The sequence below is a fragment of the Agrobacterium sp. 22-210-1 genome, assembly GCF_053522525.1.
In genome coordinates this window covers 61,396-74,522 of the sequence record NZ_JBNWCI010000004.1, presented here as the reverse complement: position 1 = coordinate 74,522, position 13,127 = coordinate 61,396, and the positions used below count along the sequence as shown (strand labels likewise).

General features: G+C 55.8%; 11 protein-coding genes. 3 read left to right on the top strand and 8 right to left on the bottom strand.

What is annotated here, in order from left to right; all coding sequences use genetic code 11:
• Positions 1-206: 206 nt before the first annotated feature.
• Together ACQZ5F_RS22575 and ACQZ5F_RS22570 are read left to right on the top strand one after the other, a co-directional pair.
• On the top strand, positions 207-899 hold the full coding sequence (locus tag ACQZ5F_RS22575) for a FadR/GntR family transcriptional regulator (RefSeq protein WP_225338982.1): 693 nt from the start codon (positions 207-209) through the stop codon (positions 897-899).
• A 42-nt stretch (positions 900-941) separates the two neighbouring features.
• Positions 942-2,474, top strand: a complete 1,533-nt coding sequence (locus tag ACQZ5F_RS22570) for a UxaA family hydrolase (RefSeq protein WP_225338983.1) — start codon at positions 942-944, stop codon at positions 2,472-2,474.
• Between the two features lie 86 nt (positions 2,475-2,560).
• On the opposite strand, the gene purH is transcribed toward ACQZ5F_RS22570, so the two are convergent.
• The 4 genes from purH to htpX all read right to left on the bottom strand — a co-directional run bounded on the left by purH (position 2,561) and on the right by htpX (position 8,493).
• Entirely contained in the window at positions 2,561-4,177 is a 1,617-nt protein-coding gene (gene purH / locus ACQZ5F_RS22565; protein ID WP_225338984.1) for a bifunctional phosphoribosylaminoimidazolecarboxamide formyltransferase/IMP cyclohydrolase, read from the bottom strand.
• A gap of 167 nt (positions 4,178-4,344) precedes the next feature.
• On the bottom strand, positions 4,345-6,012 hold the full coding sequence (locus ACQZ5F_RS22560; RefSeq protein ID WP_225339011.1) for a heparinase II/III family protein: 1,668 nt from the start codon (positions 6,010-6,012) through the stop codon (positions 4,345-4,347).
• 124 nt (positions 6,013-6,136) lie between these two features.
• Positions 6,137-7,537: an RsmB/NOP family class I SAM-dependent RNA methyltransferase gene (locus tag ACQZ5F_RS22555; protein ID WP_225338985.1), complete on the bottom strand. Its 1,401-nt coding sequence runs from the start codon at positions 7,535-7,537 to the stop codon at positions 6,137-6,139.
• Entirely contained in the window at positions 7,534-8,493 is a 960-nt protein-coding gene (gene htpX, locus ACQZ5F_RS22550) for a zinc metalloprotease HtpX (RefSeq protein ID WP_046799693.1), read from the bottom strand. The genes ACQZ5F_RS22555 and htpX overlap by 4 nt, the downstream gene beginning before the upstream one ends.
• A gap of 119 nt (positions 8,494-8,612) precedes the next feature.
• Here htpX and ACQZ5F_RS22545 point away from each other — a divergent pair, with 119 nt between their 5' ends.
• Positions 8,613-8,813, top strand: coding sequence for a DUF1674 domain-containing protein (locus ACQZ5F_RS22545; protein WP_137085547.1), 201 nt, complete (start codon positions 8,613-8,615; stop codon positions 8,811-8,813).
• Between the two features lie 62 nt (positions 8,814-8,875).
• Here the strand turns inward: ACQZ5F_RS22545 and ACQZ5F_RS22540 are convergent, their stop codons facing one another.
• Genes ACQZ5F_RS22540 through mnmG form a run of 4 tightly spaced genes read right to left on the bottom strand, consistent with a single transcriptional unit; the run spans position 8,876 to position 13,114 of the window.
• Positions 8,876-9,757, bottom strand: a complete 882-nt coding sequence (locus ACQZ5F_RS22540; protein ID WP_046799695.1) for a ParB/RepB/Spo0J family partition protein — start codon at positions 9,755-9,757, stop codon at positions 8,876-8,878.
• A 30-nt stretch (positions 9,758-9,787) separates the two neighbouring features.
• Positions 9,788-10,582: a ParA family protein gene (locus ACQZ5F_RS22535; RefSeq protein ID WP_225338986.1), complete on the bottom strand. Its 795-nt coding sequence runs from the start codon at positions 10,580-10,582 to the stop codon at positions 9,788-9,790.
• Positions 10,583-10,601: 19 nt separating this feature from the next.
• Positions 10,602-11,219: a 16S rRNA (guanine(527)-N(7))-methyltransferase RsmG gene (gene rsmG / locus ACQZ5F_RS22530; protein WP_225338987.1), complete on the bottom strand. Its 618-nt coding sequence runs from the start codon at positions 11,217-11,219 to the stop codon at positions 10,602-10,604.
• Between the two features lie 11 nt (positions 11,220-11,230).
• Positions 11,231-13,114: a tRNA uridine-5-carboxymethylaminomethyl(34) synthesis enzyme MnmG gene (gene mnmG, locus ACQZ5F_RS22525; RefSeq protein WP_225338988.1), complete on the bottom strand. Its 1,884-nt coding sequence runs from the start codon at positions 13,112-13,114 to the stop codon at positions 11,231-11,233.
• Positions 13,115-13,127: the final 13 nt, after the last annotated feature.

Below are 13,127 nucleotides of genomic sequence, written 5' to 3'. Positions count from 1 at the left end.
CCAAATGGTTAGGCCGGTTTTCTGGAATGGTCAAGCCAATTAGGGCGAAATTTGAAATACGCCTTTGAATGACGCGGAATCTTCATCGCCGAAAATTCGATATAATACTGTAAATTCTTATATTTAAGTAATTTCTTGCGTATTGATACGCTTGGCGTTACGGTAAGGCCAAATAGATATTGAAGACAGGGCTCATCGAAAAACACATGAATGGTCAGGCCAAAATAGCGGAACCACGCCGGCTCTATCAGCAGATAGCGGACCAGATACGTGAACTCATCGATCTCGGTGAGTTTCTGCCTGGAACCCGGCTTCCGGCCGAACGGGAACTGGCGCAGAAACTCGGTGTATCGAGACCCTCGTTGCGAGAAGCGCTGATTGCGCTTGAAATCGACAACACTGTTGAAATTCGCATGGGTTCCGGTGTCTATGTCTCGACAGAGGCTCTCCAGACAACCCACAACACCAAATCGCTGGGCGACAGCCCCTCTGAGCTGATGCAGGCGCGCGCGGCTCTGGAAGGCGCGACCATCGTGCTGGCGGCAAGCCGCATGACCGACGAAACGATCTCAAGCCTTCGCCAGATCCTGAATACCATGCAGAAGGAAATCGAGGCGGGACGTAAGCCTCTGGATCAGGATCGGCTGTTTCACGTCACCATTGCCGAGCAATCCGGCAACAGCGTCCTCACACGGCTGGTGGCGAGTCTTTTCGACGAACGACACAGCCCCATTTCAGCCCAGTTGCGGGTCAAATTCGAGGATCGTGATACCTGGACCCATGCGCTTCAGGAGCACGAAGCCATTCTGGCAGCTCTGGAACTCAAGGATCCGCTGCTGGCGCAGGCGGCCATTCATACCCATCTTGAAGGCTCCAAACGGCGCTGGGTCGAAAGCTAAGTTAGAAACATAGCAGGCAATATACCGGGAGGAGGAAAACCCGTGAGTGAGAATTCCGAGGCAACCATTTTGCTGAACGCCAACGACAATGTTGCGGTGGCGCGCCGGTCCATTCCGGCCGGTGGTGCGACGGGCAGGGGCGATCTGACAGCTCGCGAACTGATCGGACGCGGGCATAAAGTGGCCCTGAAATACATCAAATCCGGAGACGAGGTGCTGAAATACGGCCAGGTGATTGGTATCGCCACTCAGGATATCGAGCCGGGCCGGCACGTGCATCTGCACAATCTCGCCATGGTACCTTCCGAACACGCTCATCAGTTCAGTGTCGATATTGAAGAAAAGGGCATGGTGCCGGAAACCGAACGCCGCACCTTCATGGGCTATGATCGTGGTCTCGGCGGCGTGGGCACACGCAACTATATTGGCGTCATCGCATCGGTGAACTGTTCCGCCACGGTGTCGCGTTATATCGCCGACTACTTCAACAAGCAGGGCGGACTTGACGGTTTCGACAATGTCGATGGTGTCGTCGCGCTAACCCATGGCGGCGGCTGCGCGCTGAACACCAAATCGGAAGGCTACCGCCTTCTGATCCGAACCATTCAGGGTTATGCCCGTCATCCCAATTTCGGCGGTATTCTGCTGATCGGCCTCGGTTGCGAAACCAACCAGATCGCCCCCATCCTCGAACATTACAAGATGGAGGAAGGCGAGCGGCTGCGCACCATGACGATCCAGCAGCACGGCGGCACGCGCAAGACAATCGATGCGGCGATTACCGAGATCAAGGCCATGCTGCCAATGGTCAATGCCGCCCGCCGTACCGAACAACCGCTTTCGAAGCTGAAGGTGGCGCTGGAATGCGGCGGTTCGGATGGCTACTCCGGCATATCCGCCAACCCGGCACTCGGCTATGCGTCCGACCTCATTGTCCGCAATGGCGGTACGACGGTTCTTTCCGAAACACCGGAGATTTACGGCGCCGAGCACCTGCTGACAAAACGTGCCGTCACCCCGGCGGTCGCCGAAAAACTATTGCAGCGCATTGACTGGTGGCGGGATTATACCGCCCGCAATGGCGACGAACTCAACAACAACCCCTCCCATGGCAACAAGCTTGGCGGCCTGACCACCATTTTGGAGAAATCACTGGGTGCAGTCGCCAAGGGCGGTTCCATGCCGTTGAAGGCCGTGTATGAATTTGCCGAAACCGTCACCGAGCAGGGTTTCGTTTTCATGGATACGCCCGGCTACGATCCCGTCGCCGTCACTGGCCAAGTCGCCGGCGGCTGCAACGTCATCTGTTTCACCACCGGCCGCGGCTCGGTTTCCGGTTTCAAGCCGTCGCCCTGCATCAAGATCGCCACCAATTCCGAAATGTATGAACATATGAAGGAAGACATGGATATCAACTGCGGTGAGATCGTTACCGGCGCAGAAACCATAGAAGAATCCGGTAAACGAATTTTCGAACAGATTCTGGCCGTGGCTTCCGGCGACAAGACCGTCAGCGAGATTTACGACTACGGCGACAACGAATTCGTGCCGTGGCAGGTCGGGGCAGTCACCTGAACAAAAATCAAAACTGTCCCACGTGAAACAAAAGGCCCGGAAATCACTTTCCGGGCCTTCACTATTTCTGACTATAGGTCCGCGACTTAGTGGCGGAAGTGACGCATGCCCGTGAACACCATCGTCACATTATGCTCGTTTGCAGCGTCGATCACTTCCTGGTCACGCATGGATCCACCCGGCTGGATGACAGCTGTGGCACCAGCGGCAATCGCTGCAAGCAAGCCGTCGGCGAAAGGATAAAACGCTTCCGAAGCAACAGCGGAGCCGCGCGTCAGCGGTTCGGCAAGGCCAAGCGCCTTGGCCGCATCTTCCGCCTTCTGGGCGGCGATGCGGGCGGAATCCACCCGGCTCATCTGGCCGGCACCGATACCAGCCGTCTGTCCATCCTTGGCGTATATCACGGCATTTGATTTCACATGCTTGGCGATCTTGAAGGCGAACTTCATGTCTTCAAGCTCCTGCGCCGTCGGCGCGCGCTTGGTGACAACCTTGAGGTCGAGATCTTCGACCATGCCATTATCACGGCTTTGCACAAGCAGGCCGCCGGACACGGTCTTCGCGGTGATGCCGGCTGCACGCGGATCCGGAAGGCCGCCAGCGGTCAGCAGACGCAGGTTCGGCTTGCGGGCAATGATGGACTTTGCTTCTTCGGTGACGTCAGGTGCGATGATGACTTCGGTGAAGAGCTTGACGATCTCTTCCGCCGTTTCCGCATCAAGCGTTTGGTTCAAGGCGATGACGCCGCCAAAGGCAGAAACGGAATCGCATGCCAGTGCCCGCCGGTACGCTTCGGCGAGTGTCGGACCAGTTGCAACACCACAAGGGTTGGCATGCTTGATGATGGCGACTGCCGGCGCGTTTTCAGGCAGGAATTCCGCCACCAGCTCGTAAGCCGCGTCCGTATCGTTGATATTATTGTAGGAAAGCTGCTTGCCCTGAAGCAGCGTTGCGGTTGCGACGCCGGGACGCTTTTCGCCGGTCAGGTAAAAACCGGCGCTCTGATGCGGGTTCTCGCCATAACGCATCTTTTCCTTCAGCGTCCCGCCGATGGCACGGTAATCCGGTGTCTCGATGGAAAGCGCTTCAGCGAACCAGTTGGAAATCACCGCGTCATAGGCGGCCGTGCGGGCATAGGCCTTGGCGGCAAATGTCTGGCGCAGCGCATAAGACGTCTGGCCATCATCAGCCTGCAGGGCTTCAACCAGTGCCGGATAGTCCGAAGGATCGGTGACGACCGTGACATAGGCATGGTTCTTGGCGGAAGCGCGGATCATCGCCGGACCGCCAATATCGATGTTTTCGACCGTCGTCGGATAATCGCCGCCCTTGGCGCGAACTTCCTCGAAGGGATAAAGATTGATGACCGAAAGATCGATCGCCTCGATACCATGTGCCTTCATCGCCTCGACATGTTCCGCATCATCCCGGATCGCCAGAAGCCCACCATGTACGTTGGGATGCAAGGTCTTAACGCGGCCGTCCATGATCTCAGGAAAATTGGTCACGTCGGAAACATCCGTCACCGGCAAGCCCGCTTCGGCGATGGCTTTTGCGGTGCCGCCTGTCGACAGGAGCTTGACGCCGAGCTTTGACAGAACCGTCGCCAGCTCAAGGATATCAGTCTTGTCGGACACGGAAAGAAGCGCCGTGCGGATTTTGACTTTGTCGGGGGCGGGGATTTTTTTGGACACGACGGCCATCGGGCATACTCCGTTTGACGGGGAAGACGGGCTGAAATGGAATTGATCCAGCAATTGCCGCCGCGTTAACACAGCTTACCGGATTAATAAACAGCAGGGATGACGGAGGACGAAATCCATGAGCAGTTTTCGTCCGAAATAGCCCGGATTGCGGGATGAGATACGGCTCAGGCCTTGCGTTCGATGATCCAGCAGATTTCCCGCGTGTTGGCGAGATTGAAGGGCAACTCGATCTGTTGCGAAGGCCGCATGCCGGATGCATCGGCCATGAACACATCTTCGGTCACGAAAACCTCCAGACCCGGCGCCGAGAACAGCCAGGTGGTTCCGTCAGCCGCCTCCAGGTAAACCGACTCCTCATCCCGCTGGAACAACTGAATATGAGGATGGATATGAAAACGCGAAACCGCCGAGATCGACTGCAATTGTGTCTTCGTCGTACTCTCGTCGGCTCTGAGCAGGTCACGGCCTTTAATTTTCGTGCCGGCCGCATTTAACTCGATTTCCCGCTCATGATAGCAGCCAAAGTTTTGCAGATAGCCATCATGCGACGCCCGCAGGACGTCGTTGCCGTTTCCATCAGTTCCACGCTCGCTATCCACCCGGCTGACGCCAGAAATCATGATAGGGCCAAGCAGCCTGGAGCGCGACAATCTGCAAGAGGAGGTATCTGCAAGCGTGACGGTGGAATGGGCGGCCGTTGACCGGCTGGCCCGCTGATATTCCGGGGCTGCATTTTTCGGAAAGCCGGAATTGATGATGAACCGGTTCTTGCCGCAGGACATTTCAAAAGACAGGCAACCCGAATGGGCATTACGGGAAAGCTCCGCCGAGCCTGGATAACCGGTGTCGACGATGATGACGGTCTCATCTGTCGCAAGCCGATGGTAATTCACATCCGGCAACATTTTCGACGGCCGACCGGCGGTTTCGTCGTAACGCAACACGGAGACAAGCTCATTGGCAAGCGTCGCCGTCGCGCCGTTGAATAGTGCGAGGTCGCCACCCTGATGCCTGAAAAAGCGGATTGCCGGAAACATCCGGTCTATCGCCGGCACCAGCCCGGAGGGCAGATCGTGGCCAAGATTGATATAGCTTTGCCGAAGCGGCAGAAGATCGAGCAGCAGATCAAGCATGACCCGCGGGTTACGGGACACATGCCCGCCATCGGGCAGAATCTGGCGTTCCATTTCCTGAGCCAGCTTCATACCGTGCCGGGTGATACGGGAGAGGCGTGTCGGCATGGCAATGGAGGCCATGGCAAGCGCAATCCTGATCCTGAGCCGCGTCTCGCCATCCGGCGCGTGTTTGACGATCCTGTCCAGATAACGCACATGAAAAGCGAGACTTTTGAGGAAACGGCGGTAAAAACCAGCATCGGCCTCGAATAAAACAACGGGAGAATGGGACAGCCAGGCAATCAGCCGCTGCGCCGTAATCTCCGGCGACCAGCCTGTCCCGGTAACGCGCCTGCCGTTCAGGGCAATCCATTCGGCGACAATGCGACGCGCCCGCTTGCAAGCCTCACTCGACCTGTCGGAGCGGATATGCCTCAACCAGCCGAAGGCGTGCAGCCGCTCCTCAAAAACAAGCGAGGGATAATCCACCTGAAAAGGCGAAAGACCACCGGTTTCCACGACACGGCCGGCAAGCGCAATCCGACCGCGCAACAATTCCTCGGCAAAATAAGGATCGATTGCCCTCAAATCCGTCGGTGCCGCTACCAGACCATCGGGCACACGGTTGGCAAACCGCGAGACATGCAAGCGCAAAGGTGTAAGGCCGACACACAGATGACGATACGCCATCCGTGAAAGAAGACCGGCCGCATTCATGCTGCCTGCAAAGGACCCTAACAAGCTGTGTTTCCCGCTTCACATGTTTTGTTTTTATCAGTGAACCGTGATGACCGGAACATTATCGATAAATATCAATGATTCGCGAAAGCTTCGCTTTTTTCTACTTCTTACGCAAGACACTGCTAAAAAACCCGTCGACACCGCCGAACATATCCGGCGTCGTGCGCAGATCACCCTCTGGGCTGACAGCCGTCTCCATTCCCGGCCAATCTTCCTTGCGAACGGCAATACGCTCCACATCTGGATTTTCCGCGAGAACCTGCGCGATCATCTCTTCGCCTTCCGAAGGATCAAGCGAGCAGTTGGAGAACACGACGATACCGCCAGAACCCACCAATGTCAGCGAATGCCGCAACATCTGGCCCTGAAGAGCCGCAAGTTTGGCAATGTCCGTTTCATCCTTCGTCCAGCAGACATCGGGATGTTTACGCAGCGTGCCGGTTGACGAACACGGCGCATCCAGGAGAACAGCGTCAAACAGCAGCTCCGGCTGATACTTCAACATGTTCACCTCCACCGTTTCGGCATGGAGGCCAAGCCGGTCGAGATTTTCCCTGAGGCGCCGCAGACGATTGCCGGACTGGTCCAGCGCCGTCACTTTAGCGCCCGCCAGCGCAAGCTGGGCCGTTTTGCCACCGGGGGCTGCACAGAGATCGGCGACACGTTTGCCGGAAATATCTCCCAGCAGCCGCACCGGCATGCTGGCGGCAAGATCCTGCACCCACCAGGCGCCCTCGGCAAAACCTTCAAGCGAGGGAATCTGCCCTTCGAAATCTCCAAGGCGCACGCTGCCATTTGGCAAAACCGTGCCGCCCAGCTTCTCCGCCCACAGAGCCGGATCAGCCTTGACTGTAAGATCAATGGAGGACGGTGTCAGCTGCGCTTCGGAAATCCGTTGCGCCACTTCATTGCCATATGCGGAAACAAGCCGCGCATAGAACCAGTCCGGCAACACCGGTACGTCGGCAATGGCCTGTTCGATTTCCGCTTTCTCCCGGCCAAGCCTTCTGAGAACGGCGTTGACCAGCTTCACGAAACGCTTGTTGCGCGGGTCACGATGGGCCTGTTCCACCGCCAGATCGACAGCGGAATGATCGGGGACATCGAGATAGAGCATCTGCGCTGCGCCGACGACAAGCACGTGGTGCAGCGATCGCGCACCCTGTGGCAACGGCCCATCAAGCAGCATCGATAGTGCCGTTTCAATGCGGGGGAGGTGGCGAAGCGCACTGTTGACGATGGCTCTCACCAGCGCCCGGTCCGCAATGGAAAGCGCCCGATAGACAGGATTGCCGTTTTCGCTATCCAGCATGCCATCAAGCGAAGTCTTCTTTTCCAGAACGGCAGCGAGAATACGGGTCGCGGCGATGCGCGCAGCAAGGCCTGGCTTGTCCTCGAAAGACGAAGGGCCGTCTTCACGGCCCCCGCCTTGTCCCGGTCTCGCTTGTCCCGGTCTCGGTTTTCTGGACCGGGCCGGCTTATTCTGAATATCGGATGTCAAGACCACGGTCCCTTGCGCTCGTTTTCGTTGCTTCGTCCCGTATTAGGAACGGAGCCTGATTTGCGCAGAGGTCTATCACCCGATGGCGGCGGCGTCGATGCTCGCGGGGAAAACTCCTGCGCCATGGCATGCAGCGCCGCCACGCGGTTTTCCGTATTCGGATGCGTGGAGAAGAGATTGTCCATACGTTCACCGGAGAGGGGATTGATGATGAACATATGCGCCGTTGCCGGGTTGCGCTCGGCATCGTCATTGTGAATCTGCTGCGCCATGCCGGAGATTTTCTGCAACGCCGAGGCAAGCCATAGCGGATTACCACAAATTTCCGCGCCGCGGCGGTCGGCGGAATATTCCCGCGTCCGGCTGATCGCCATCTGCACCATCATTGCGGCGAGCGGCGCAACGATCATCGCAACCAGCACACCAATAAAGCCGAGCGGATTATTGTTGTTTTCACGGTTGCCTCCGAAGAAGAAAGCGAAATTGCCGAGCATGGAGATGGCGCCCGCCAGCGTAGCGGTGATCGTCATGGTCAATGTATCGCGGTTCTGCACATGCGCCAGCTCATGGGCCATGACGCCAGCCACTTCTTCCGGGGTTAGACGCTCCAGCAGACCCGTAGAGGCCGCCACAGCGGCGTTCTGCGGGTTTCGTCCCGTCGCAAAGGCGTTGGGCTGGGGGCTGTCGTAAATATACACCTTCGGCATCGGCAGGTCGGCATTGTGCGAAAGATCGCGGATCATGTGGAAAAATTCGGGCGCATTGGCCTCGTCAATCTCCCGCGCGCGATAGGCGGAGAGGACCATTTTATCCGAATTCCAATAGGAGAAGAGGTTCATACCTGCAGCAATGAGAAGGGCAATCATCATGCCGCCCTTGCCGCCGATCAGAAAACCGACACCCATGAACAATGCCGTCATGAAGGCCAGAAGCATTGCCGTGCGCATCATGTTCATCCGTTAAAATCTCCTTGTCGTTCATCAGCAACCATTGCGGGGTTTATAAACCCCGCTTGATTATATAATCTGGTAAACGCCAAACATATTTCAATATCCCGTCATAGGGAGGATTTCTCATGCAAGATGCGGATAATGACAACGGCACGGAAACGCCGAGACGGCTATCGCCGGCAGCGGAACGTGCCCTGAAAGAAGCCGAAGAGCGACGTCAACAACAGGCAGAGCTTCAATTGCCGCCGGAAACAGGCGGCCGCGGTGGTGCCGAACCCGTTCGTTTCGGTGATTATGAAATAAAAGGCCGCGCAATCGACTTTTGAGCCGCACCAGAACATAAATACCCGCCAAAATCGGGTATTTATCAACAAAAACAAATAGTTGACTATTTTTGTTCCAGAAGTCGGCAGACCGCTTCCAGCTGCTCAAGCGTGCGGTATCCGATGCGGATTTGCCCGGAACCACCCTTGTGGTTGATCTTTACATCAAGCCCTAGGGCGTCCGACAGGCTTCGCTCCAACGCAATCGTATCAGAATCCTTCTCAGCCGCCGGTCGCTTCTCCGCAACGTCGCCCTGTGACTTAATGTCGTTTTGCGCCAGACGCTCGGCGTCACGCACCGACAATCCCTTGGAGACGATCGTTCTCGCCAGATTTGCCGGATCAGACGTGGAAACAAGCGCCCGCGCGTGGCCCGCAGACAGGGAACCGTCTGCGAGCATATCCCGTACCGGATCTGGAAGCTTTAAAAGCCGGAGACTGTTCGCAACATGGCTACGGCTCTTGCCAATAATCTCGCCGAGATCATTCTGGGTATAGCCATGTTCGGCGATCAGCTGTTCATAACCCATCGCCTCTTCAAGTGGGTTCAGGTCTGAACGCTGGACGTTCTCGACAATGGCAAGCTCAAGCGCAGTGCGGTCGTCCACATCTCGAACGATGACAGGCACATCGGTAAAGCCAGCCAGTTGCGCCGCACGCCAGCGTCTTTCACCGGCAATAATCTCGTAACGGTTGACCGCAACCGTCCGCACGACCACCGGCTGAACAATTCCATGCTGGCGAATGGATGCGGCCAGATCCTGCAATTCATTTTCGTCAAAATGACGCCTTGGGTTTCTTTGGCTGCGAGCGATGAACTCAATCGGAATGGTGCGGTCAGCATTGACGGTACGCTGCGGCTCGCCCACCGGCATCGGTTGATCCATTTCGCCGATCAATGCAGCAAGACCACGCCCGAGTCGACGCTTGGAAAGATCATCACTCATAAGATATTACTCCATACATTCCGGCAGACGTCAGGCGGCTTTTCGCAGCCGCTCTCTCTGGATCACTTCCGATGCCAACTGCAAATAGGCCTGGCTACCGGCGCATTTCAGATCATAAAGAATTGCGGGTTTACCATAAGACGGCGCTTCTGACACACGAACATTACGCGGAATGAGCGTGTGGTAAACCTTTTCACCCAAATGGGCACGTACATCCGTAACAACCTGCTGCGCAAGATTGTTCCGCGCATCAAACATCGTCAGAACGATACCCTGTATATCAAGCTGCGGATTAACCGAGCCGCGGATCTGGCTGACAGTATCCAACAACTGACTAAGGCCTTCGAGAGCAAAGAATTCGCATTGCAGCGGCACAAGCACAGAGTGGGCGGCTGTCATGGCATTCATGGTCAGAAGATTGAAAGAGGGTGGGCAATCGACGAGAATATAGGAATAGTCTCTTGCCTCTTGCGTTTCCATGGCCGCACGCAACAGAAAGACGCGGTTGGAAACATTGGCAACCTGCATCTCGAAGCCAAGCAAATCCATGGTCGACGGTACGATGTCGAGATTTGGCACCGCCGTCGGAACAGCGACTTCACCAATGGTGTGATCGCCCACCAGAAGATCATAGGAGGAAAACTTGCGTTCCTTGCGGTCAATTCCAAGCCCGGTGCTGGCATTGCCCTGCGGATCCAAATCTATGATCAGTACGCGCTCGCCAATAGCCGCCAGTGCCGTTGCCAGATTAATGGCCGTCGTTGTCTTTCCAACGCCACCTTTCTGGTTTGCGACTGCGATAATCCGGTTTTTTTCAAAAGTCATGCCGCACCTGGCCAGCTTGTCAGCGTCTCAAAGTGAGATTGCTGATTTCAAGAACAACAGAATCTGCCTCAATGGCACTCTGATGTTTTACCAGATCAAACTGCCAGCGACCATGCGCTTTCTGCACTTCAGAATCATAATCCCGGCCTTTATTAAAATATGCCTTGAGATTGGGATTATTCTGCGCCCAGGGATGTATGTAGTCGAAAAGCAGATCAAGCTCGGCGAGTGCCCGCGCAGAAACCGCATCGCAGGTTTTGACAATTTCGGGTGCTTTTTCGATCCTTATTGGATGAACACTGCCTCTCGCCCCGGTTTCCTTCAGGGCAATCCGCAAAAATGCAGCCTTTTTGTTGTTGCTTTCGACCAGATCGACCCAACCATCGTCGAGTTCCGCAAGAAAAATGGCGGTAATAACGCCGGGGAAACCACCACCGCTGCCTAAGTCAGCCCATCTCTGTGTCTTGGGAGACAGCTGGAATATCTGGGCGCTGTCGGCAACATGCCTACTCCAAAGCTCTGTGAGAGTGGAGGGCGCGACCAGATTTGTGGTTCTATTCCACTTCTTAAAAAGCTCGACAAAGTGCTCGAGCCTCTCATGTGTTTCACGTGAAACACTCTGGCCGTTTATCTTCATAATCCGACTCGCTATTGGTGCATGCGCAATTTTTCGCCTTGCCCGGCAGAACTTTTCCGCAGCAGGGCAAGCAGCAGGGATATCGCAGCCGGCGTCATACCGTCAACACGCGCCGCCTGCGCAATGTTCTCGGGACGAGCCTTTTCCAACTTTTGTTTAAGTTCGTTGGAAAGACCTGAGAGGCTCTGGAAATCAAAATCATCCGGGATCTTTCTATCTTCGTCCCTTTTGATATCAACAATGTCCGCGCTCTGCCGCTGCATATAAACCGCATAGCTCGCTTCAATTTCCAGAGTTTCTGCAACCTTGCCCCGAAGCGATTCCAACTCCGGCCAATGCTGCGTGAGGATATCCAGTGTTATATCGGGATAAGCGAGTAATTCATAAATGGAACGACGCTGGCCATCTTGATTGAGTTTCAATCCCTGCTTCGCCGCCTGGGAGGGGCTGATGGAAGTTGCCTTCATCAGCTCACGACCCGATTCCAGATCAGCAATAAATGCCTCAAAGCGCTTTTCGCGCTTGGAACCGATAATGCCTGCGCTTTGGCCAATTGGCGTCAGCCGCAAATCGGCATTATCCACCCGCAGGGAGAGCCTATATTCGGCTCTGGACGTGAACATCCGATAGGGCTCGCTCACTCCCTTCGAGGTCAGATCATCGATCATGACGCCGATATAGGATTCCGTTCGGCTGAAATAAAGCGGATCGGTATTGCTCGCATACAGAGAAGCGTTCAATCCCGCAACAAGACCCTGAGCGCCGGCTTCCTCATAACCAGTGGTGCCATTGATCTGTCCCGCGAGGAACAGGCCGGGAATTTTGCGGCATTCAAGCGAGGGCTTGAGCTCTCGCGGATCGACATAGTCATATTCAATGGCATAGCCAGGCTGAAGAATAGCAACCTGTTCAAGCCCCGGTATTGTGCGGATAAATTGTTCCTGTACGGAAGCGGGAAGGGAGGTCGAGATACCATTCGGATAGATGGTATGGTCGTCCAGACCCTCGGGTTCCAGAAATATCTGGTGACCGTCCCGCTCCCCAAAACGGGTGATCTTATCTTCGATGGATGGGCAATAGCGTGGGCCAACACCTTCGATCTGTCCAGAATACATCGCCGACAGATGAATATTGTCCTGGATGATCTTATGCCCGGCCGGTGTCGTGCGAGTCACGCCACATTCGATCTGCGGGTTGAGAATATGATCCGTCATAAACGAAAAGGGCACTGGATCCTCATCCGCCCCCTGCCGATCGACAGCGTCCCAGTGAATGGTGCGAGCATCGAGCCGGGCAGGCGTGCCCGTTTTCAACCGTCCCATGACCAAGCCAAGACGAGAAAGCGTCTCTGAAAGACCCAATGACGGCTTTTCGCCAACGCGGCCGGCAGGAATCTTTTCGGAACCGATATGAATCAGGCCACGCAGGAAAGTTCCACTGGTCAAAACGGCGGCGCCGCACGGAATCAGGCTACCATTCACCATAATAACGGCGGAGACCCGATCATCCACCATTTCAATATCAAAGGCGTCACCCTCAATAATCGTCAAATTTTCAATCGCGTCGATTTCGCGCTGCATCGCCTCGCGGTAAAGCCGCCTGTCAGCTTGAGTCCGAGGTCCTCGAACCGCAGGGCCTTTTTTACGATTGAGCATGCGAAATTGGATACCGGCAGCGTCAGCGACCCGGCCCATCAAACCGTCCAGTGCATCAATCTCGCGAACCAGATGTCCTTTGCCAAGACCGCCAATCGCAGGGTTGCAGGACATCACCCCAATCGTCTCACGCTTATGGGTAACGAGGGCGGTTTTTGCACCATGTCGCGCGGCAGCGGCAGCGGCTTCACTGCCGGCGTGGCCGCCTCCGATAACTATGACATCAAATGACTGGTGCATGTTCCCGCGCCTT

What these genes read in the sequence shown, in the direction of transcription:
- ACQZ5F_RS22545 (WP_137085547.1), top strand. Translation starts at nt 8,613, where the DNA reads ATGCAAGATGCGGATAATGACAACGGCACGGAAACGCCGAGACGGCTA.
- ACQZ5F_RS22535 (WP_225338986.1), bottom strand. Translation starts at nt 10,582, where the DNA reads ATGACTTTTGAAAAAAACCGGATTATCGCAGTCGCAAACCAGAAAGGT.
- purH (WP_225338984.1), bottom strand. Translation starts at nt 4,177, where the DNA reads ATGGCCGTCGTGTCCAAAAAAATCCCCGCCCCCGACAAAGTCAAAATC.
- mnmG (WP_225338988.1), bottom strand. Translation starts at nt 13,114, where the DNA reads ATGCACCAGTCATTTGATGTCATAGTTATCGGAGGCGGCCACGCCGGC.
- ACQZ5F_RS22560 (WP_225339011.1), bottom strand. Translation starts at nt 6,012, where the DNA reads ATGAATGCGGCCGGTCTTCTTTCACGGATGGCGTATCGTCATCTGTGT.
- ACQZ5F_RS22575 (WP_225338982.1), top strand. Translation starts at nt 207, where the DNA reads ATGAATGGTCAGGCCAAAATAGCGGAACCACGCCGGCTCTATCAGCAG.
- rsmG (WP_225338987.1), bottom strand. Translation starts at nt 11,219, where the DNA reads ATGAAGATAAACGGCCAGAGTGTTTCACGTGAAACACATGAGAGGCTC.
- htpX (WP_046799693.1), bottom strand. Translation starts at nt 8,493, where the DNA reads ATGAACATGATGCGCACGGCAATGCTTCTGGCCTTCATGACGGCATTG.
- ACQZ5F_RS22540 (WP_046799695.1), bottom strand. Translation starts at nt 9,757, where the DNA reads ATGAGTGATGATCTTTCCAAGCGTCGACTCGGGCGTGGTCTTGCTGCA.